Origin of the sequence: Micromonospora carbonacea (assembly GCF_014205165.1) — a bacterium.
GTDB classification, from domain to species: Bacteria; Actinomycetota; Actinomycetes; order Mycobacteriales; family Micromonosporaceae; genus Micromonospora; species Micromonospora carbonacea.
In genome coordinates this window covers 3237757-3254515 of sequence record NZ_JACHMZ010000001.1, presented here as the reverse complement: position 1 = coordinate 3254515, position 16759 = coordinate 3237757, and the positions used below count along the sequence as shown (strand labels likewise).

At 75.0% G+C, this 16759-nt stretch carries 22 protein-coding genes and 1 riboswitch; of the genes, 4 read left to right on the top strand and 18 right to left on the bottom strand.

The features are described 5' to 3' along the window. Positions 1-52: 52 nt before the first annotated feature. Positions 53-151: riboswitch (glycine riboswitch) on the bottom strand. 58 nt (positions 152-209) lie between these two features. From HDA31_RS14115 to HDA31_RS14045, 15 genes are all read right to left on the bottom strand, one after another. Beyond that, on the bottom strand, positions 210-1094 hold the full coding sequence (locus HDA31_RS14115; RefSeq protein ID WP_178065422.1) for an NAD-dependent protein deacetylase: 885 nt from the start codon (positions 1092-1094) through the stop codon (positions 210-212). Between the two features lie 53 nt (positions 1095-1147). Continuing rightward, positions 1148-1768, bottom strand: coding sequence for a DivIVA domain-containing protein (locus HDA31_RS14110; RefSeq protein ID WP_176734948.1), 621 nt, complete (start codon positions 1766-1768; stop codon positions 1148-1150). Next, positions 1765-2967 carry a globin domain-containing protein gene (locus HDA31_RS14105; protein ID WP_178065421.1) on the bottom strand — a complete coding sequence of 401 codons (1203 nt, stop codon included), beginning with the start codon at positions 2965-2967 and terminating at the stop codon, positions 1765-1767. The genes HDA31_RS14110 and HDA31_RS14105 overlap by 4 nt, the downstream gene beginning before the upstream one ends. A gap of 2 nt (positions 2968-2969) precedes the next feature. Then, positions 2970-4175: a nitric oxide synthase oxygenase gene (locus HDA31_RS14100; protein ID WP_178067564.1), complete on the bottom strand. Its 1206-nt coding sequence runs from the start codon at positions 4173-4175 to the stop codon at positions 2970-2972. Between the two features lie 332 nt (positions 4176-4507). Beyond that, positions 4508-5092 carry a MerR family transcriptional regulator gene (locus tag HDA31_RS14095; RefSeq protein ID WP_178065420.1) on the bottom strand — a complete coding sequence of 195 codons (585 nt, stop codon included), beginning with the start codon at positions 5090-5092 and terminating at the stop codon, positions 4508-4510. A 193-nt stretch (positions 5093-5285) separates the two neighbouring features. Then, complete coding sequence (locus HDA31_RS14090) at positions 5286-5753, bottom strand: bifunctional nuclease family protein (RefSeq protein ID WP_074476389.1); 468 nt, start codon at positions 5751-5753, stop codon at positions 5286-5288. A 224-nt stretch (positions 5754-5977) separates the two neighbouring features. Then, complete coding sequence (gene ftsR / locus HDA31_RS14085; RefSeq protein WP_176734954.1) at positions 5978-6682, bottom strand: transcriptional regulator FtsR; 705 nt, start codon at positions 6680-6682, stop codon at positions 5978-5980. A 50-nt stretch (positions 6683-6732) separates the two neighbouring features. Then, positions 6733-7185 carry an oxoglutarate dehydrogenase inhibitor Odhl gene (odhI, locus tag HDA31_RS14080; protein WP_007071101.1) on the bottom strand — a complete coding sequence of 151 codons (453 nt, stop codon included), beginning with the start codon at positions 7183-7185 and terminating at the stop codon, positions 6733-6735. A gap of 210 nt (positions 7186-7395) precedes the next feature. After that, entirely contained in the window at positions 7396-7776 is a 381-nt protein-coding gene (gcvH, locus tag HDA31_RS14075; RefSeq protein WP_074476387.1) for a glycine cleavage system protein GcvH, read from the bottom strand. Positions 7777-7842: 66 nt separating this feature from the next. Further along, positions 7843-8790, bottom strand: a complete 948-nt coding sequence (locus HDA31_RS14070) for a DUF881 domain-containing protein (protein WP_178065419.1) — start codon at positions 8788-8790, stop codon at positions 7843-7845. An 11-nt stretch (positions 8791-8801) separates the two neighbouring features. Next, the gene (locus HDA31_RS14065; protein ID WP_007071104.1) at positions 8802-9134 is read right to left on the bottom strand and encodes a small basic family protein; all 333 of its coding nucleotides are present in this window, start codon (positions 9132-9134) and stop codon (positions 8802-8804) included. Next, positions 9131-10099 (bottom strand): DUF881 domain-containing protein, encoded by a 969-nt coding sequence (locus tag HDA31_RS14060; RefSeq protein WP_178065418.1) that lies wholly within the window; start codon positions 10097-10099, stop codon positions 9131-9133. Before HDA31_RS14060 ends, HDA31_RS14065 begins: the two co-directional genes overlap by 4 nt. Further along, positions 10096-10746: a cardiolipin synthase ClsA gene (gene clsA, locus HDA31_RS14055; protein ID WP_178065417.1), complete on the bottom strand. Its 651-nt coding sequence runs from the start codon at positions 10744-10746 to the stop codon at positions 10096-10098. The genes HDA31_RS14060 and clsA overlap by 4 nt, the downstream gene beginning before the upstream one ends. Positions 10747-11020: 274 nt before the next feature. After that, on the bottom strand, positions 11021-11488 hold the full coding sequence (locus HDA31_RS14050) for a MarR family transcriptional regulator (protein WP_074476383.1): 468 nt from the start codon (positions 11486-11488) through the stop codon (positions 11021-11023). A 40-nt stretch (positions 11489-11528) separates the two neighbouring features. Further along, positions 11529-12716, bottom strand: coding sequence for a PP2C family protein-serine/threonine phosphatase (locus HDA31_RS14045; protein ID WP_074476382.1), 1188 nt, complete (start codon positions 12714-12716; stop codon positions 11529-11531). Between the two features lie 345 nt (positions 12717-13061). Between HDA31_RS14045 and HDA31_RS14040 the strand changes: the two genes are divergently transcribed. The 4 genes from HDA31_RS14040 (at position 13062) to HDA31_RS14025 (ending at position 15453) form a co-directional block, all read left to right on the top strand. Further along, positions 13062-13943, top strand: a complete 882-nt coding sequence (locus tag HDA31_RS14040; protein ID WP_178065416.1) for a universal stress protein — start codon at positions 13062-13064, stop codon at positions 13941-13943. A gap of 83 nt (positions 13944-14026) precedes the next feature. After that, the gene (locus tag HDA31_RS14035; protein WP_178065415.1) at positions 14027-14236 is read left to right on the top strand and encodes a phosphatidylethanolamine-binding protein; all 210 of its coding nucleotides are present in this window, start codon (positions 14027-14029) and stop codon (positions 14234-14236) included. Continuing rightward, the gene (locus tag HDA31_RS14030) at positions 14233-14694 is read left to right on the top strand and encodes a hypothetical protein (protein ID WP_178065414.1); all 462 of its coding nucleotides are present in this window, start codon (positions 14233-14235) and stop codon (positions 14692-14694) included. The genes HDA31_RS14035 and HDA31_RS14030 overlap by 4 nt, the downstream gene beginning before the upstream one ends. Positions 14695-14802: 108 nt before the next feature. Then, entirely contained in the window at positions 14803-15453 is a 651-nt protein-coding gene (locus HDA31_RS14025) for a hypothetical protein (protein WP_178065413.1), read from the top strand. Between the two features lie 24 nt (positions 15454-15477). Here the strand turns inward: HDA31_RS14025 and HDA31_RS14020 are convergent, their stop codons facing one another. The 3 genes from HDA31_RS14020 to HDA31_RS14010 form a co-directional block, all read right to left on the bottom strand. Then, the gene (locus tag HDA31_RS14020) at positions 15478-15663 is read right to left on the bottom strand and encodes a hypothetical protein (RefSeq protein ID WP_178062717.1); all 186 of its coding nucleotides are present in this window, start codon (positions 15661-15663) and stop codon (positions 15478-15480) included. Positions 15664-15732: 69 nt separating this feature from the next. Beyond that, on the bottom strand, positions 15733-15930 hold the full coding sequence (locus tag HDA31_RS14015; protein ID WP_043969105.1) for a hypothetical protein: 198 nt from the start codon (positions 15928-15930) through the stop codon (positions 15733-15735). Positions 15931-15990: 60 nt separating this feature from the next. Continuing rightward, positions 15991-16716 carry a hypothetical protein gene (locus tag HDA31_RS14010; protein WP_178065412.1) on the bottom strand — a complete coding sequence of 242 codons (726 nt, stop codon included), beginning with the start codon at positions 16714-16716 and terminating at the stop codon, positions 15991-15993. Between the last annotated feature and the right edge of the window lie 43 nt (positions 16717-16759).

Here is a 16759-nt window from a genome sequence, read left to right as displayed (position 1 = left end):
CGACAGGTCGGCCTCCCCCTGAGTCGCACCCCGGGCAGGGCGCTCCACAGTGCCTGCCCACGTGGTCCTTCTGCCTGAGAGGTTCCGGGGAGGAAGCTGCCCCTTCGGCGCCGCCCCGAACACCTCGGGCGGTCTCTCCCACGCGGGGTACCGGCACCGACCACGCTACCAGCGCGGCTGTTACCGGCGGATGTCGTCCCCGCAGCGGATCACCCGCGCGTCACCGCCGCGTCGGCGCGCGTCGCTGGCCGCGCCGCGCGGGGGGCGAGGCGGTCGGCCAGTTCCGGCAGCACCACGCCCAGCGGGGCGTCGACGCGGACGGTGGCGTAGCCGTCGCCGCGGGTGGGCCCCTGGTTGACGATCGCCACCGGAATGCCCTGTTTCGCCGCCCGGATCACGAACCGGCGTCCCGACATCACCGTCAACGACGAGCCGAGCACCAGCAACGCCCGGGCCCGCCGCACCAGGTCGAAGCACGTCGCGACCCGCGCCGGCGGCACCGTCTCCCCGAAGAACACCACGTCCGGCTTCAGCATGCCGGTGTGACACCCCGCACAGTCCACCGGCCGGAACCGGGACACCTGGGCGTCGGGCAGGTCGACGTCGCCGTCCGGGTTGACCGCCGACACCGCCGCCGAGAACCCCGGGTTCGCGCCCCGCAGCCGCCGGTCCAGCTCCTCGCGGGTGGTGCGGTCGCCGCAGTCGAGGCACACCACCGCGTCGAGGCTCCCGTGCAGCTCCACCACCGGCGTCGACCCGGCGGCCGTGTGCAGGCCGTCGACGTTCTGGGTGATCACCGCGTCGACGAGGCCGCCGCGCTGCAACCGGGCCACCGCGGCGTGCCCGTCGTTGGGCGCGGCCCGGGCGATCGTGCGCCACCCCAGGTGGCTGCGCGCCCAGTAGCGCCGCCGCGCCACCGGGTCCTGCGTGAACGCCTGGAACGTCATCGGGGTGTGCCGGCGCGCCACACCGCTGGGCCCCCGGTAGTCGGGGATGCCCGACTCCGTCGACAGGCCGGCGCCGCTGAGGACCACGACACCGCCCTCGGCGAGCAGGCCCGCCACCGCATCGATCGTCTGCGTCACGGCGTCCATGCTGCCCTGGCGTGCCCCGTGTCGGCGACCACCGGGCGCGTGACGCTGCTCGCCTACCCGCCGAGGACCTGACGCAACTGCCGGTCGGCCTCGGCGGTGTGCTCCGCCTGCGCCCGTACCTGCTCGGCCTGCCCCGTCAGGAATGCCTGCCACCGGCTCAGTTGCTGCTGCGCCGCGGCCGCCAGCGCCGCCTGCCGGCCCTCCAGCTCACGCACCCGCCCCAGCAGCCGCAGCTCCTCGGCGCGGGCGTCCGCCGCGTCCGGGCGGGTGCCGAGCAGCGCGCCCGCCCGCCGGTGCGCCTCGGCGACGATCTCCTCGGCCTGCCGCCGCGCGTCCGCGATGATCTCCGCGCCTTCCGCGCCGGCGTCCTCGATCGTCCGGTTCGCCTCCTCCTGCGCCCGCACCGCCAACTCGATCACCATCGGGTCCGGGCCCTGCGGGGCCGCGCTCGGCAGCGCGCCGTGCCGCAGCATCTCCACCTGCCGCACCAGCGCCTCGTTCTCCCGGCGCAGCCGCTCCAGCTCACCGTGCAGCAACCCGATCCGCTCGTCGGCCGACCGGGCCACGTCGGCGACCTGGTCGACCGGCAGCCAGTCGCCGCCGCGGAACCGGCGGGCCGCCAACGTGCCCACCACCCGGGCCGTGCCGCCGTGGTCACCCGCGTCGACGCTCATCGGACCCCCGTCGCGCTGAAGTCCCGCACCGCCGCCGCGGCGGTCCCGCCGGCCAGCGGCGGGTACTGGCAGTGGTCGTAGGCCTCGGCGAGGATCCGGTGCGGGGCCACCCCCGCCCCGAGCAGCGCCCCGATCGTCTGGCGCGTCATCTCCGGGCTGCCGCACACCAGCACCTCGGCCTCCTCCCACGGCCCCAGCCGCACCGCCGTGTCGCCGGCCGTGCCCACGGCGCCCGACCATCCCCAACCGGTCTGCACCGTCGGCACGTACCGCAGCCAGCCCGTCGCGTCCGCCAGCTCCCGCACGGACGCGTCGTCGTAGAGGTCCTCCGGGGTCCGGCCGCCCACCACCAGCGTCGTGGGTCGCCCCGGGCCCGCCCGCAACGCCTCCACCACCGCCCGCAACGGCGCCAGCCCCGTCCCGCCCGCCACCAGCAGCAACGGCAGCTGCGGCGACCGGTCGTACGCCGCCAGCGCGGCGCCCGTCGGCGAGCCCAGCAGCACCTGGTCCCCCACCCGCAGGCGGCGCACCAGGTGCGTCGAGAAGCGGCCCACCGCGCGCACGTGGAACTCGATGGTGCCGTCGGGGCGGGGCGCGTTGGCCGGTGACAGGTACCGCCACAGCCGCAACTGCGGCACCTGCACCGGCAGCGACTGCCCCGGGAGGTACTCGCACAGGTAGTTGGGGCGCACCGTGAACACGCACAGGTCCGCGCGGCGTCGCTGCACCGCGAGGACCTGCGCCTCCCACAGCGGCGGCGACGACCGGTCCGCGTCCGCCGCGCCGGCCAGCATCAACCCCGACACCACCTCGTACGCCGTCGCCCAGTCCGCCCGCAGCCCCGGCGTCCACTGCGGCCCGAGGAACCGTTCCAACGTGGCCAGCAACGCCTGGCCCACCCAGTGGTAGTGCCCCTGGCCCAGCGGCACCGTCCGGCCCTGCCGGTCCTCGCCCCGGAACCGGCGGTGGTCGGCGCCCAGCCGGCGGGCGAAGCCCGCCAGCTCCCGCTCGTCGTCGACGTGGCTGACGATGTGCCCCAACGCCGCCAGCAGCTTGTCCTCCTGGTAGCGCATGTTCGTCGGGAACATCGACCGCACCTCCGGCGCGATGGTGAACAGCGTCGCGTAGAAGTACTTCGCCGCCTCCGGACCCGCCACCCGCAACTGCGCCCAGCTCTGCCGCAATGCCGCGACGTCCATTCTCAGTCCTCCCGCCAGCGGGCCGCGTCGTGACGCGCCCGCAGGGTCGCCTCCGGCGCGCCGGCCGCTCCGTACGCCCGCGGCGTCGGCCACAGGTTCGGGTTCGGCACCCCCGGGTCGTAGTAGCGGTGGTGCACCGCGTGCAGGGCCGCCCAGCCGACGCTGCCGTTGAGCCACGACCAGTCGCCGTGCACCGGCCGCCCCGCCCGCTCCTCCTGCGCGCAGAACCGCAGGAACAACTCCGACTCGGTGTGCGGATCGGACACCCGCACCCCCGCCAGACGGAACGAGTGCAACACCGCCTGGTTGATCACCAACGCGGCGTGTTCCCGCCACAGCGTGTCCTCCCGCGACGTGTCCAGCCCCAGCCCCCGGGCCACCGTCAGCAGCTGGTCGTACCGGTCCCGGTCGCCCATGTTGCGGGTGCCGATCTCGTCGCTGAGATAGTGGCCGTTGAACGGCGCGCAGCTGTAGTCGACCCCGCCGACGCGCAACCGCATGTTGCTGATCACCGGCACCGCGTGCCACCGCAGCCGCAACCCGGCGAACCACGGGTACGCCGGGTGCGTCAGCGCGACCTCCCGCACCAGGTCCCGGGGCACCCGCACCAGCGTCGGATCCTCGTACGCCGTCTCGATCACCCACGGCAACAGGTCGAACCGGCCCGGCGCCGGCGGCGGCCGCCACCCCAGGGCCAGCGCCGCGTCCGTCATGGGCAGCTGGGCGGGATCGCCCAGCACCGACCCGTCGGCAACCCGGTGGCCGCAGTAGCGGATCAACTGGTCGTTCCAGATCCGCGCCCGCGGCCCCACCCCCGGCCGGTCCGGGGCGAACACCGTCATCACCGACTGGATCCGGCCACCGTTGTCCGCCGCGGCCAGGTGCCGCGCCAGCTCCTGCGCGATCCCCGCCACCGTCGTCACGTCCCGGCGGTCACGCACCCGCAGGCCCGCCCACCGCACCCGGCCCACGCAGCGCACCGACTGCCGCCACGCCACCTTCGCGCCGTGCGTCAGCTCCTCCCGGGTGTGCCGGTACGTGCCCGTCACGGCGATCTCCTCCCGCACCTGCGCGATCCGCGCGGCCACCCCCGGCAGCCGCCGCTCCGCGTGGAACAGGTGCAGGAACTCCGTCGCCTCCGCCAGCACGTCGCCCGCCGGCGCGGGCGGTGGCGGTGGCGACGCCAGCGGGCCGGGCGCGTGCGCCACCGGGCACCCGGAGCCGCCCGCGGCAGGTCCGCCGACGTCCACCAGGGTCACGCCGGCCTGACTGTCAGTCTGCACTTCGGTTCAAATCCGATCGTCGGGCGGCGCCGTCGCCACACCCTGGGTCGTCCCGTCCATCGGCCGCAGCTCGCCACCGCACTCACCGACGGTGACGCGCCCGCAGCGAGCCGCAAAGGCCGCCCCATAGGATTCCTGGCAACCCAAAAGCTGTCAACCCGACCCGACATGTCCCGTGAGCACACACACACGACGGTCCCCCACCAAACCGGACCACCCGGGACAGTGCCCGACCAGCGCCGCCGGCCGCCGGAGGGTCAGCCCGCCCGGCGGCGCGCCCGGCGCGCCGCCAACTCGTCCTGCACGGCGTCGTCGCCCGCCGCCCCGGCCGCCGGCTCGGCCGGCTCCGCGGGCAGGTGCGACAACGAGCCCTCGATCTCCTTGAACGCGCCGCCGATGGCGATGCCGAACACGCCCTGGCCGCCCTGCAACAGGTCGACCACCTCCTCCGGCGACCGGCACTCGTAGACCGTCGTGCCGTCCGAGATCAGCGTGATCCCCGCCAGGTCGGCCACGCCGCGCGAGCGCAGCGCCTCGATCGCCTTGCGGATGTTCTGCAACGACACCCCGGCGTCCAGCAGACGCTTCACGACCTTCAACACCACCAGGTCGCGGAACGAGTACAACCGGGACGTCCCCGAACCCGACGCGTCCCGCACGCTCGGCACCACCAGCGTCGTGCGCGCCCAGTAGTCCAGCTGCCGGTAGGTGATGCCGACCGCGTGGCACGCGGTCACACCCCGGTAGCCCACCGCACCGTCACCCTCAGTCGCCGGCCCCGCCGGCACCACACCCGTCTCCTGCGCTTGCGTGCCAGGCTCGGGATCTCGCGGCTCGTGCATCCGGACCAACCTCCCCGCCAGTGCGGTGACACGTCGCATCCGGGACGTGCACCCCTCGACACGGCAACCCTATAGCGCCCTTGAGGAGTTACCGCGCAGGAACGGTTGCGACACGCCGCGCAGCCACGGCAAAGATCACCGACACCCCAGCCGGTCACCCACAGTGACCACGCCGGTGGGTCGGGAAACGGGGTCAGCCCGCGAAGTCCTCCGGACGCACCTGCTCCAGGAACTCGCGGAACTTCTCCACCTCGTCCTCCTGCTCGTCCGGGATCACGATCCCCGCCTCGGAGAGGACCTGCTCGGCACAACGAATCGGCGCGCCGACCCGCAACGCCAGGGCGATCGAATCACTCGGCCGCGCCGACACCCGCACCCCGTTGTCACCGATCAACAGGTCGGCGTAGAAGACGTTCTCCTTCAACTCGGTGATCTCCACCGCCCGCAGCGGCGCCTGCAACGCCGCCAGCACGTCCCGCAGCAGATCGTGCGTCAACGGCCGGGCCGGCTTGACCCCCTGCTGCTCGTACGCGATCGCCGTCGCCTCCACCGCACCGATCCAGATCGGCAGGTAGCGATCCCCCTCGACCTCCCGCAGCAGGACGATCGGCTGGTTGCTGGGCAGCTCCACCCGAACCCCGACCACGCTCAGCTCGCGCACCGCCGCCTCCGTGTCGTTGTCACCTACGCCCGTACCGCGACCTTCCCTGCACGGTACACGGGCCGCGACACGCGCATCCCATGCGCTACCCGCACGCCCCGCGCCAGAGAAGGGGTTACCCCGGCAAGCCTACGACACGCCCCCGGAAGCCGGCCCCGCCCACCGCGCCCGCCAGACGCCGCGCGGCCCGGGCCGACGCCCGGGCCGCGCGCACACCACCACGATCACCGGCCCAACGTCGACCGCAGCCCCACCCGCACCAACGCCGCGTGCAACTGCTGGGACAACGCCACCAGCTCCCGGGCCGTCTCCGCCGCCCGCGCCCGCGCCGCCGGGTCGCTCTGCCGCACCAACGGCGCCACCAACTGCGCGAACAAACCCACCTCCCGGTCCGCCGCCGTCCGGTAACCCCGCAGGTGCCGGGGCTCCAGCCCGTACGCCGCCAGACCCGCCACCGCCCGCGCGATGATCAACGCGTCGCCGTCGTACCAACCCGGCGGATCGGACACCAACACCCCGAGCCGCTCCAACTCGCCCAACGTCGACTCGTCGATCCCGCTGCGCGCGACCAGGTCGGACCGACCCAACCGCACCTGGGCCGAATCCACCGGCTGATCCGCCGGCGCGGAACGACCCGGCACCTCACCGCCCGGGCCCACCGCCACCAGCGTCGGCCGCGCCGGCGCGGGCCCGTCCTCCGCGTCCCACTGCGCCAACTGCTCACGGATCACCCGCAACGGCAGGTACTGGTCACGCTGCGCGGTCAGCACGAACCGCAACCGCGCCACGTCGTCCCAGCTGTACTTCCGGTAGCCCGCAGCGGTGCGCTGCGGCTCGACGAGGCCCTCGGCCTCCAGGAACCGCAACTTCGAAATCGTGACGTCGGGAAACTCCACCCGCAACTGCCCCAGCACCTCGCCGATGCTCATCAGCGGTTGCGCGCGGGCCGCCCCGGGCGGCGTCGAGGCCGCAGGCTCGTTCACCCCCGGCCGGCCTCCTCCTCCGGGCGCGGACCGGCGATGAACACCACCCGGAACTTGCCGATCTGCACCTCGTCACCATTGCTCAACGTGGCCGCCTCGACCCGCTCCCGGTTGACGTAGGTGCCGTTCAGGCTGCCCACGTCCCGCACCGTGAACGTCCCGCCGTCGCGGTGGAACTCCGCGTGCCGACGCGACACGGTCACATCGTCGAGGAAGATGTCGCTGTCCGGGTGCCGGCCACTCGTCGTCACGTCGTGATCCAGCAGGAACCGGGCGCCCGCGTTCGGGCCCCGACGAACCACCAGCAGCGCCATACCCGGCGGCAACGAACCGGACATCCGGCTCGGCACCACATCGGTGTCCGGCCCCTCCAGCACTTCGTCGAGCGAACCGAGATTGAGCGTCGAAGTGACGTCGAGTGGGGGGAACTCGTCGTCTGGCCGCGTCATGGGACCACCTCACGGATCTGTTTCGCGTCGGCGTCGGGTGATTCGGGTCTGGCCGCCGGGCAGCACACCCGGCGGCTGGCTCCCCGTGCCCGGAAAGGCAATTCCGCAACGCTCAACTTATGGGTTCTCGGTCGACTGGGCGAGCCTAGCCAGCGCCGAAATGCAGGGCAACCGGACGCGCGGCACGAACACCACACGCCCAACGGGCACTCAGCTCTCGGTGAGCTCGCGGTAGGCCCCGGCGGTCAGCAGACCGTCCACCGCCGCCGGATCACCCGGCGTGATCTCCACCAGCCAACCCGCACCGTACGGGTCGGAGTTGATCACCTCCGGAGTGTCCACCAACGCGTCGTTCCGCGCCGCCACCACCCCGCTGACGGGGGCGTAGATCTCGGACACGCTCTTGGTCGACTCGATCTCACCCAACGAGTCGCCCGCGGCCACCTCCGCGCCCTCCTCGGGCAACTGGACGAAGACGATGTCACCCAGGGCGTCCTGTGCGAAGTGCGTGATGCCGACCCGGACCGCGCCCGAACCGTCACCCGCCACCCACTCGTGCTCAGCGGTATACCGCAGATCCTCGGGAATCACCAGACGCGTCCTTCACCGTCGTACCGACCTCGGGGTGCGCCGGCGGACCGGCGCGGGCCGCACCGGTCAGGAGACCGGACGGGCGTGCTCCAACTTCACGGGCGCGTGCAGCGCCGACACGTCGGCGACCTCACGATCCTCGACGATCACGTTACCGCCGTCACCGGCGACCGACGCGGCCACCCCGCCCGGAATCTTCAAGGCCGTCGCCATCGTCGTCGGATCACCGATCACCGTGATCGTGAACGGACCCGACAGCCGACGCCCGTCGACCACCAGATCCCCGCCCGAGCCGTCCAGGAAGTACGTCGACGCGATGATCCGCACCGCCGCGCCGTCGCCGCCGGAGATCTGCATCGCCTCCGCGCCCGCGCCCCGCAGCTCCTGCACCGCGTCCAGCACCCGGTACGCCGAGATCGGCTTCGCCCCGGCCTCGAAACGCACGCTCAACCCGGGGCCCCGCGCCGGCAGCGTCCCCGCCAGGATGCCCAGCTCGTCGGCCCGCCGCGTCGCCTCCTGCAACGCCGCCTGCCGGCCCTGCTCACCGGAGCGCAGCTGCCGCTGGCTCTCCTCCAACGCCTCGATGTCCTGGCGCAGCCGCTTCTCCCGCGAATCCAGATCCGAGAAGATCCGCACCAGGTCCTCCTGCCGGGTCGCCGCCGACGTCGGATCCGTCGACGTCGTGCGCAACTGCACCACCAGGGTGAACCCCAGCAGGCCCAGCAGCAGGGCGATCATCGCCCCCGCCGACGTGAAGCGGCGCGCCACGGCGGCCGGCCCGGCGGGCGTCGCACCGGCCGGAGGGGTCACCGACGACAGGTCCACCGTCGCCGTGTCGCCGGACTCCGGGTCCCCCGGCGGCGGCGACTCCCGACCAGGGGGCTCGCCCTGCGGGGTCAGCGGCGACGTCTCGTCGGAGTCCGGCGCGCCCGGCCGTGGGTCCGGCCCCGTGCTCCGGCCCGGAACCGCCGGCTGCGGCCACCCCGTGCCCGTCTCGGTCTGCTCCTCGCTCATCGCCGTCGAGCCTACGCCCGGAACAGGTGGCGACGGATCGCCGCCACGTTGCCGAAGATGCGCACCCCGAGCACCACCACCACGCCGGTGGACAACTGCCCACCCACGCCCAGCTGGTCACCCAGGTAGACGATCAGACCCGCCACGAGCACGTTCGAGATGAACGACACCACGAACTGCTTGTCGTCGAAGATCCGGTCCAACTTCGCCCGCACCCCGCCGAACACCGCGTCCAGGGCCGCCACCACCGCGATCGGCAGATACGGCTGCAACGCCGCGGGAACCGTGGGATCGAGGTACACCCCGAGCACCACCCCGGCGAGCAACGCCAGCACCGCGATCATCGGCCACCTCCGGAAGGACTGGGAGACGAAGCAGAGCCGGACGGCTCAGGACCGGACGAACCCTCGACGCCGCCGGAACCCGACGCGGACGGGCTCGGACTGACCGAAGGCTCGGCGTAGCGTAGCCGTGGCTCCGGCGCCGCCGGCAGGGTGAGGTCCTCCACCTCCCGGACCTGGAACGACAGCCCCACCGAGTTCACCAGCTCCCGCATCAGGAACGCGGCCCGGCTGTCGTCGAACCGGTCGCGCAGCGAGCCCGGCCCGATCGCCGACACCTCGTACGGCCCGGTCACCGGCCGGAAGTCCACCAGGATCGCCGCGCCCGCCGACCGGATCGTCGACGTCGCCGTCAACCGCTGACCGTTGATCGCCACCGCCTCGGCGCCGGCCGCCCACAGGTCGTTGGCCACCTTCTGCAGGTCCGTGTACAGCACCCGCGGCGGCCCGCCCTCGGAGCCGGTCACCGACCCGTCGCCCTTCGGCGGCGCGTCCGCCAACCGGACCACCACGCCGTCCCCACGCACCCGCCCCAGGCCGGTGCCCGCCTCCAGCCGCCGCAACCGCGACGCCTGCGAGCCGCTGAGCGCGGCGTCGCGCTGCCGGCCGACCTCCTCCCGCAGCCGGTCGGCCCGGGCCGCCATCTCGTCGGTCTCCGCCTCGCGTTCCTTGATCTGCGCCACCAGGTCCGCCCGCGCCTTGCTGCGCCCCGGCTCCTCCGCCATCGTCTGCCGGTACGCCACCGCGAACAGGAACCCCAGCGCCACGAGCACCACCACGCTGACCGACCGCGCCGACCGGCCGCGCCACCCCGACGGCGGCGTGTCCCGACGGCGGGCCGCCGCGTCGGCGTAGCCCGGGTCGAGCGGATTGCGGAACAGCTCGGTGAGGAAGTCCGGCGCGTACACCCGGGACGCCGGGCTGTCGCCCTGCGGGGCGTCGGGCCGGCTCCGCTGCGGGCCGGTCACGCCGCCGCCCCCGCCGCCGGGGAGCGCACCGCCCGCACCAGCCGCGCTGCCTGCACCACGTAGAGCGCGCCGGCCGCCCAGTACAGCACCAGCCCCCACCAGGCCAGCCCCCAGCCGACCGCGCCGGCCACCGTCGCCGTGGCCGCCGACGTGGCGTGCGCCAGCAGCAGGATCGGGAAGGCGGCCAGCAGCAGGAACGTGGCGGTCTTGCCGACGTAGTGCACCGGCGGCGGCCCGTACCCGTGCCGGCGCAGCACCCCCAGCGAGGCCAGCAGCAGCAGCTCCCGGGCCAGCAGCGCCAGGGTGAACTGCCACGGCACCACCTCGCGGGCGGTGAACGCCAGCAGCGTCGCCAGGATGTAGAGCCGGTCGGCCAACGGGTCGAGCAGCTCGCCCAGCCGGCTGACCTGCCGCAGGCGGCGGGCGATCCAGCCGTCGACCCAGTCCGTCGTGCCCCCCAGCGCCAGGACCACCACCGCGGCCACGTCGGCGTGGGCGACCAGCAGCAGGTAGAGGAAGAGTGGCACGCCGAGCAGCCGGACGAGGCTGATCAGGTTGGGCAGGGTGAGGACGCGGTCCCCGGTCGGCGCGGCACCCGGGCCGCGGGTCTCATCCGGGGGCGGGGCCCCCGCCGGCCGACGCGACACCGAACCTCCCCTCGCAGCACGGTCCGGCGCCCGAACGGGCGCTGCGGAGGGACGTGCGCGTTGCCGGGCCGGCCCCCGCCGGCGCCTTCGGATCCCGGGCTGGGACCTCCCCTGGTGCGGCCCCCGATCGTGGGATCAGGGGCCGGTGAGTTGCGCTGCCACTATATCGGGCCTGGCTCCGGCCCCCGCCGGCCCGCGTTCGCCTCGCCGGGGCGGTCACGTCACTGTGGCTCAGCTCACGTCGTGGCGATCGTCGCGGGTGGCGGCGGCGCGCTCAGGCGGTCCGGGTGCCCGGCTCCGGCTGGACCGCCGCCGGCGTCGGGGCCGCCGCCTGACCGAATGCCAGCAGCGACAACAGCAGCTCGTGCTGGGTACGCGACGGCATCCGTTCCAGCACCGCGCGGACCGCCCGGTGCCGGCGCTCGGTGAGCTCCCGCAGCAGCGCCTCGGCCGCCGCCGTGGGCACCAGCCGCACCTCCCGCCGGTCCCGTGGGTCGGCCACCCGGCGCAGCAGCCCGATCGCCTCCAGCCGGTCGCACAGCCGGCTGGCCGACGACGGCACCACGTCGAGCAGCTCGGCGAGGCGGTTCACGTTGGTGCGGGGACGGGCGCTGAGCAGCGACAGCACCCGCAGCTGCGTGGGGGACACCGTCATCTGGTGCCGGGAGCCCGTGGGGTCGAGCACGCGTACGAGCGCCTCGGCTGCGGCGTCGATCGCCGCGGCGAGATCCGGTTGCTCCACCCGACGTCCCCTGCGATGTCCGTGTCCCGCTACCGCCCCGTCACCGCGCCCCGCCGCCCGGACCACCGGCCCGGCCGCGCCAGTCGAGGCAGACGACCACCGCGTCGTCACGCAGATCGGCGTCGGCGTGATAGGACTGCAGCCCGCGCATCACCGTACCAACTGCCTCCGTCGCCGGCTGCAAGCGCGTCGCGCGCATCGAGCGCGCCATGGCCCGCTCGCCGTACGGTTCCCCGCCGCCCGGCGCCGCCGCGTACACGCCGTCGCTGACCACGAAGAGGCGGTCGCCCGGTTCGACGGTGAACTCCTGCACCTCGTAGCGGGTCTCGGCGAACATGCCCAGCGGCAGCTGCTGCTCCAGCGGCACCCGCTGCACCGAACCGCCCCGCAGCCGCAGCACGTGGGGCGAGCCCGCGTCCACGGCCCGGACCCGGCCGTCGGTGGCGTCCAGCTCCAGCAGCAGCGTCGCCACGTGCCGCTCGCCGCGGTGCTGGAAGAAGACCGTGTCCGAGGCCAGTTCGGCCTGCTCGACCAGGCCGCCGCCGGAGCGGCGGGCGTTGCGCATCGCGTTGACCGCCACCGCCGTCAGCAGCGACGCCGACAGGCCGGTGCCCGCGCCGTTGAGCACGGTCAGCGCGAGCCGGTCCCCGTCGACGGACCAGTCGAAATGGTCGCCGCCCACCGTGTACGCCGGCTCCAGCTGCCCGGCCAGCAGGAACGCGCCGTGGGTGACGCTGCGCCCCGGCAGCAGGTCCCACTGCATCTCGGCGGCCATGCTCAGCCGCTCGCGGCGGCGGGCCCGCCGGTACCGGTCGGTCCCCCGGTCGGCCGCGCGCAGCGCCAGCGCCAGCTCGCCGGCGATGTCCCGGGCCGCCTCCACGGTCGACGCGGCCGGGGCGGCCGGCAGTTCGACCAGGAGCACGCCGAGGCGCTCGCCCCACACCGTCAGCGGCAGGTAGACCCGGCAGCGGCCGTCGTCCCCGCTGTCGAGGACCGGCTGCTGGCTGCTGAAGCAGCGCTGCGCCACGCCGTGACAGGCGAGGAACCCGGCGTCGGGCAGGTCCGGGTCCAGCACCGGCCACAGGCCGCTGATGCGGTAGTCGGCGACGAACACGTCGGTCCGGGACGCGCCGAGAGCAGCGCGGATCGCCCGGTCGGCGGCCTCCGCCAACCGGTCGGGCGGCGCCTCGCGCAGCGCGCGGGACACCGTTCCGGACGCCTCCGGCATGATCACCCTCCGACAACTCTTGCTGTAGGGCAAGCATCATACGGAGGGCTCCGGTCAGCCGACGGGCACGGTCACCCCGAACCTCCCCGGCGCGTCACCGGGCCGCGCGACTGCGGCGTCGCGGGCGTCGGCGCATCAGTCGGCGCGCCGGACGGCGAGCCCGCCGTGAAAGGCGTCCGGCAGGTCCGCCGGCGGGCCGTCGGAGCGTCACCGCGACGATGCCCGCCGGCCCCCGGCGGGGACGTCCGGCAACCGTATCGGCCCCGGGGCCTGCGCGGTATCGCTCCGGCGACGGCCGGCGGGCCGCGATACTGACCGCGGACGCACGGCGGAGGAGGTACGGCGGTGAACGCGGCCAGCGGCGCGGCGGTGGTGGTCGGCGTGGACGGCTCGCCGTCGTCCCTGCGGGCCGTGCGGCTCGCCGCCGCGGAGGCGGCCCGCCGGGACCGGCCGCTGCGGGTGGTGCACGGCTTCATCTGGCCGCTGCTGCGGGTGCCGCTCGGCCCGGCGGCCGGCGCCCCGCCCGGCGCCGGGCTGCGCGAGCAGGCGGGGCAACTCGTGGCCGACGCCGTCGCCGAGGCCGAGCAGGCCGCGCCGAGCCTGCGGGTCACCGGGGAGATCATCGACGGGGAGGCGGCCGCCGTGCTGGTCGGCGAGTCCCCCACCGCCGTGCTGGTCGTCGTCGGCGACCGGGGGCTGGGCGGGTTCGGGGCGCTGGTGCTCGGCTCCGTGGCGGTGCAGGTCGCCGCGTACGCCGACTGTCCCGTGCTGGTGGCCCGCGGCGCGGCGCGCCCGGGCGGGCCGGTCGTGGTCGGGGTGGACGGCTCGGCGCTGTCGCGGGCGGCCGTGGAGTTCGCCGCCGAGGCCGCGGCGGCGCGTGGCGTCGCGCTGCGCGCGGTGCACGCCTACCGGCACCCCGCCTCCGCCGGGCCCGGCGACATGCAACCCCTCGTCTACGACGAGGACCGGCTGCGCGGCGAGGAACAGCGGATGCTGGCCGACTCCCTCGCCGGGGTCGGCGACCGCTGGCCGCAGGTGCCCGTCGAGGCGGTGGTGGCCCACAGGCGGCCCGTCGCCGCGCTCACCGACGCCTCCCGCGACGCCCAGCTGCTGGTGGTCGGCGGGCGCGGCCACGGCGAGCTCACCGGTCTGCTCCTCGGCTCGGTCAGCCACGCCGTGCTGCACCGCGCCGACTGCCCCGTCGCCGTGGTGCGCGCCCCGGCCTGACCGGCGGCCACCGGGGGCGGTTGGCCGCGGCGCAGGCGGGTAGACGACCTGCGCCAACGGCCCCACCACCGCAGGAGGCGGCGATGCCAGGACCACGACCGGGCAGCAACGCGTACGACAAGCAACGGGCGCGGCTGCGCGACCTGATCGAGAACTCCGGACGGGCGGCCGACGCCGAGGCCAACCGGGCCGCCAACCGGATCCTGCAGGACGACCGGGGACAACGCGGCGTCGTGCGGGGCGAACGGACGTACGGTCCGAAGGGCGAACGCGAACCGGGCGACCCGAAGTGAACCGGACGCCAGTTGTCGACGGGGCCGTCGCCGGCGCGGTCGGCAGCGTCGCGCTCAACGTCGTCAGCTACGTCGACATGGTGCTGCGCGCCCGACCGGCGAGCAGCACCCCCGAGGAGACCGCCCGGCACGTGGCCGGGCTGGCGCACGTCGACCTCGGGCCCGAGGACCGGGCGGCCAACCGCCGCGCGGGCCTCGGGCCCCTGCTCGGGTACGGGCTGGGCGTCGCCGCCGGCGTCGTGTTCGCCGTGCTGGCCGCGCGTCGGCGCACCCCGTCCCTGCCGGTGGCGGTGCTGCTGCTGGGCGGGGGCGTCATGGCCGCCTCCGACGCGTCGATGACGGCGCTGGGCGTGACCGACCCGCGCCGGTGGAGCCGCACGGACTGGCTGTCGGACGCGGTGCCACACCTGGCGTACGGGATGGCGGCGGCAACCACCTGGAACCGGCTGCGGCCCTGACGTAAGGAAGGGCCCCCTGTTAACGGATTCTGTTGTACAGGGGTCCCCTCCTAACCGCGGACCGCGAATCGTGCGGGTGGGCGGCTGCGGGGTGGGTATCCCGCGGGCGTGGCAGACGATCGGAGGACCGTGCGGGTCCTGCTGGAACAGCAGGGCCGCACGTACGCGCAGGAGGCCGGCATCCGGCTCGCCGACCGGCCCGGCCCGCTGTACCAGCTGCTGGTGCTGGCCACGCTGCTGAGCACCCGGATCCGGGCAGGCGTGGCGGTGGCGGCGGCCCGGGAGCTGTTCGCCTGCGGCTACCGCACGCCGCAGGCGATGGCGGCGGCGAGCTGGCAGGCCCGCGTCGACGCGCTGGGCCGGGGGCACTACCGCCGCTACGACGAGCGCACCGCCACCATGCTCGGCGACGGGGCGCGGCTGTGCCTGGACCGCTGGCGCGGCGACCTGCGCCGCCTGCACCGGGAGTCCGGCGGGTCGCCGGCGGCGCTGCGGCGGCTGCTCACCGAGTTCCCCGGGATCGGGCCGACCGGTGCGGACATCTTCCTGCGCGAGGCGCAGTCGGTCTGGGCGGACGTGCGCCCGTACGCCGACCGGCGTGCCCTGGCCGGGGCCGGGCTGCTGGGGCTGCCGGCCGACCCGCGCGGGCTGGGTGGGCTGGTCGACGGGGCGGACTTCGGCCGGCTCGCCTCGGCGTTGGTCCGGGTGGCCCTGGACGAGGACTGCGCGCGGGACGTCACGCGCGCCGCCGCCCGCTGAGACCGCAGCCGGGGGCGGTGGGCGTCACTTGGCCGCGTTGTCGCCCGGCCTGGTCAGGTGCCAGGCCAGGGCGGCGGCCAGCACCGCGAGGATCACCACGCCGCCGGACACGCCGCCGCCGTCGTCGGCGGTGCGGCCCCGGCTGCCGAAGTAGATGACCGCGAGGCCGGCGAGCACCGCGACGACCGTCCGCATTCCCCGGTCCTTCACCCCCCGCACGGTACGGAGCCCACCCGCGCCGAAGTGGGCGAAACGGTCTTTTCACTCGACCGGGGTCGGTCAGTCGGTCTCCAGGTCGTCGAGGGAGATGGCGTGGGTCATCAGCCAGCGGGCCAGCGCCGCCATCCCGAACAGCCACAGCGGGGCCGACTCGGTGGGGCCGTTCGTGGCGAAGATGGCGAAGCGCAGGTCCGGCGCCCGGTACGCCTCGATCCGCCACCGGTGGCTCTTGTCCCGCCAGACCGCCGAAGGGTCCATGACCGCCACGCTAGGCCACCGCCCCACCACGCAGGTGGCGTTGCCGCCGAACCCGCCCGGTCAGCCGGGGACCAGCGCGCCGCCGAGCAGGCCGCGCACGGCGGCCACCGCGAGGGACAGCCCCAGGCTGGCCAGCAGGGTCCACCCCAGGCCGACCCATCCCGACCGGCGCGCGACGGCCGGCGGCGGCCCGGCTCCCGACCGCGGGTACGGCGCTCGCCACCTTTCCCGGTACAGCCAGGCGAGCACGCCCACCCCGAACGGCAGCGAGCCCAGCCAGAACCAGAACCAGCGGGTGCCGACGACCGGGTCGGGGCCGGCGACGAGGACCGCCAACCAACCCAGCACGACGACGGCGGCGAGCACCTCCGCGGCGGCGGCGATCCGGTGCGCGGGCGCGGAGGTGCTCGGCCAGGTCTCCGCGACGCGCGTCAGGCGGCCGTCCGGCCCGTGCGGCGCGGGTTCCGGGTCGCCCAGCGGCACCCCCACGTCGGCGTAGCGGATCCGGCCGTCGGGCAGGCTCCAGGCGAGCGTCGGGCCCCGCGGGCCGGGGCGCAGGTTCGGCGTCGCGCCCCAGAAGGCACCCGGGCGCTGCCAGCCGTCGCCGCGCTGGACGGTGACGACCCGGCCGGCTGCCACGTCACGCGCCAGTTGCCCGACGTCGGACTCGCGGGGCGCGGCCCAGCAGGCCAGCACGGCCCAGGCCACCCAGCCCAGCACCATCGTCAGGAGGAACACCCGGCCCCACCGGCCCCCGCTGGCGGAGGCGGGAGCCGAATCGGTCACCACGCCACGATCGCAGCACCCCGCAACAAAGCGTCCCCGGCCC

Excerpts from the sequence above, each read along its gene's own strand:
- HDA31_RS14115 (WP_178065422.1), bottom strand. The coding sequence starts at position 1,094 with ATGGACGCCGTGACGCAGACGATCGATGCGGTGGCGGGCCTGCTCGCC.
- HDA31_RS14110 (WP_176734948.1), bottom strand. The coding sequence starts at position 1,768 with ATGAGCGTCGACGCGGGTGACCACGGCGGCACGGCCCGGGTGGTGGGC.
- HDA31_RS14105 (WP_178065421.1), bottom strand. The coding sequence starts at position 2,967 with ATGGACGTCGCGGCATTGCGGCAGAGCTGGGCGCAGTTGCGGGTGGCG.
- HDA31_RS14095 (WP_178065420.1), bottom strand. The coding sequence starts at position 5,092 with ATGCACGAGCCGCGAGATCCCGAGCCTGGCACGCAAGCGCAGGAGACG.
- ftsR (WP_176734954.1), bottom strand. The coding sequence starts at position 6,682 with ATGAGCATCGGCGAGGTGCTGGGGCAGTTGCGGGTGGAGTTTCCCGAC.
- odhI (WP_007071101.1), bottom strand. The coding sequence starts at position 7,185 with ATGACGCGGCCAGACGACGAGTTCCCCCCACTCGACGTCACTTCGACG.
- HDA31_RS14070 (WP_178065419.1), bottom strand. The coding sequence starts at position 8,790 with ATGAGCGAGGAGCAGACCGAGACGGGCACGGGGTGGCCGCAGCCGGCG.
- HDA31_RS14065 (WP_007071104.1), bottom strand. The coding sequence starts at position 9,134 with ATGATCGCGGTGCTGGCGTTGCTCGCCGGGGTGGTGCTCGGGGTGTAC.
- HDA31_RS14045 (WP_074476382.1), bottom strand. The coding sequence starts at position 12,716 with ATGCCGGAGGCGTCCGGAACGGTGTCCCGCGCGCTGCGCGAGGCGCCG.
- HDA31_RS14035 (WP_178065415.1), top strand. The coding sequence starts at position 14,027 with ATGCCAGGACCACGACCGGGCAGCAACGCGTACGACAAGCAACGGGCG.
- HDA31_RS14015 (WP_043969105.1), bottom strand. The coding sequence starts at position 15,930 with ATGGACCCTTCGGCGGTCTGGCGGGACAAGAGCCACCGGTGGCGGATC.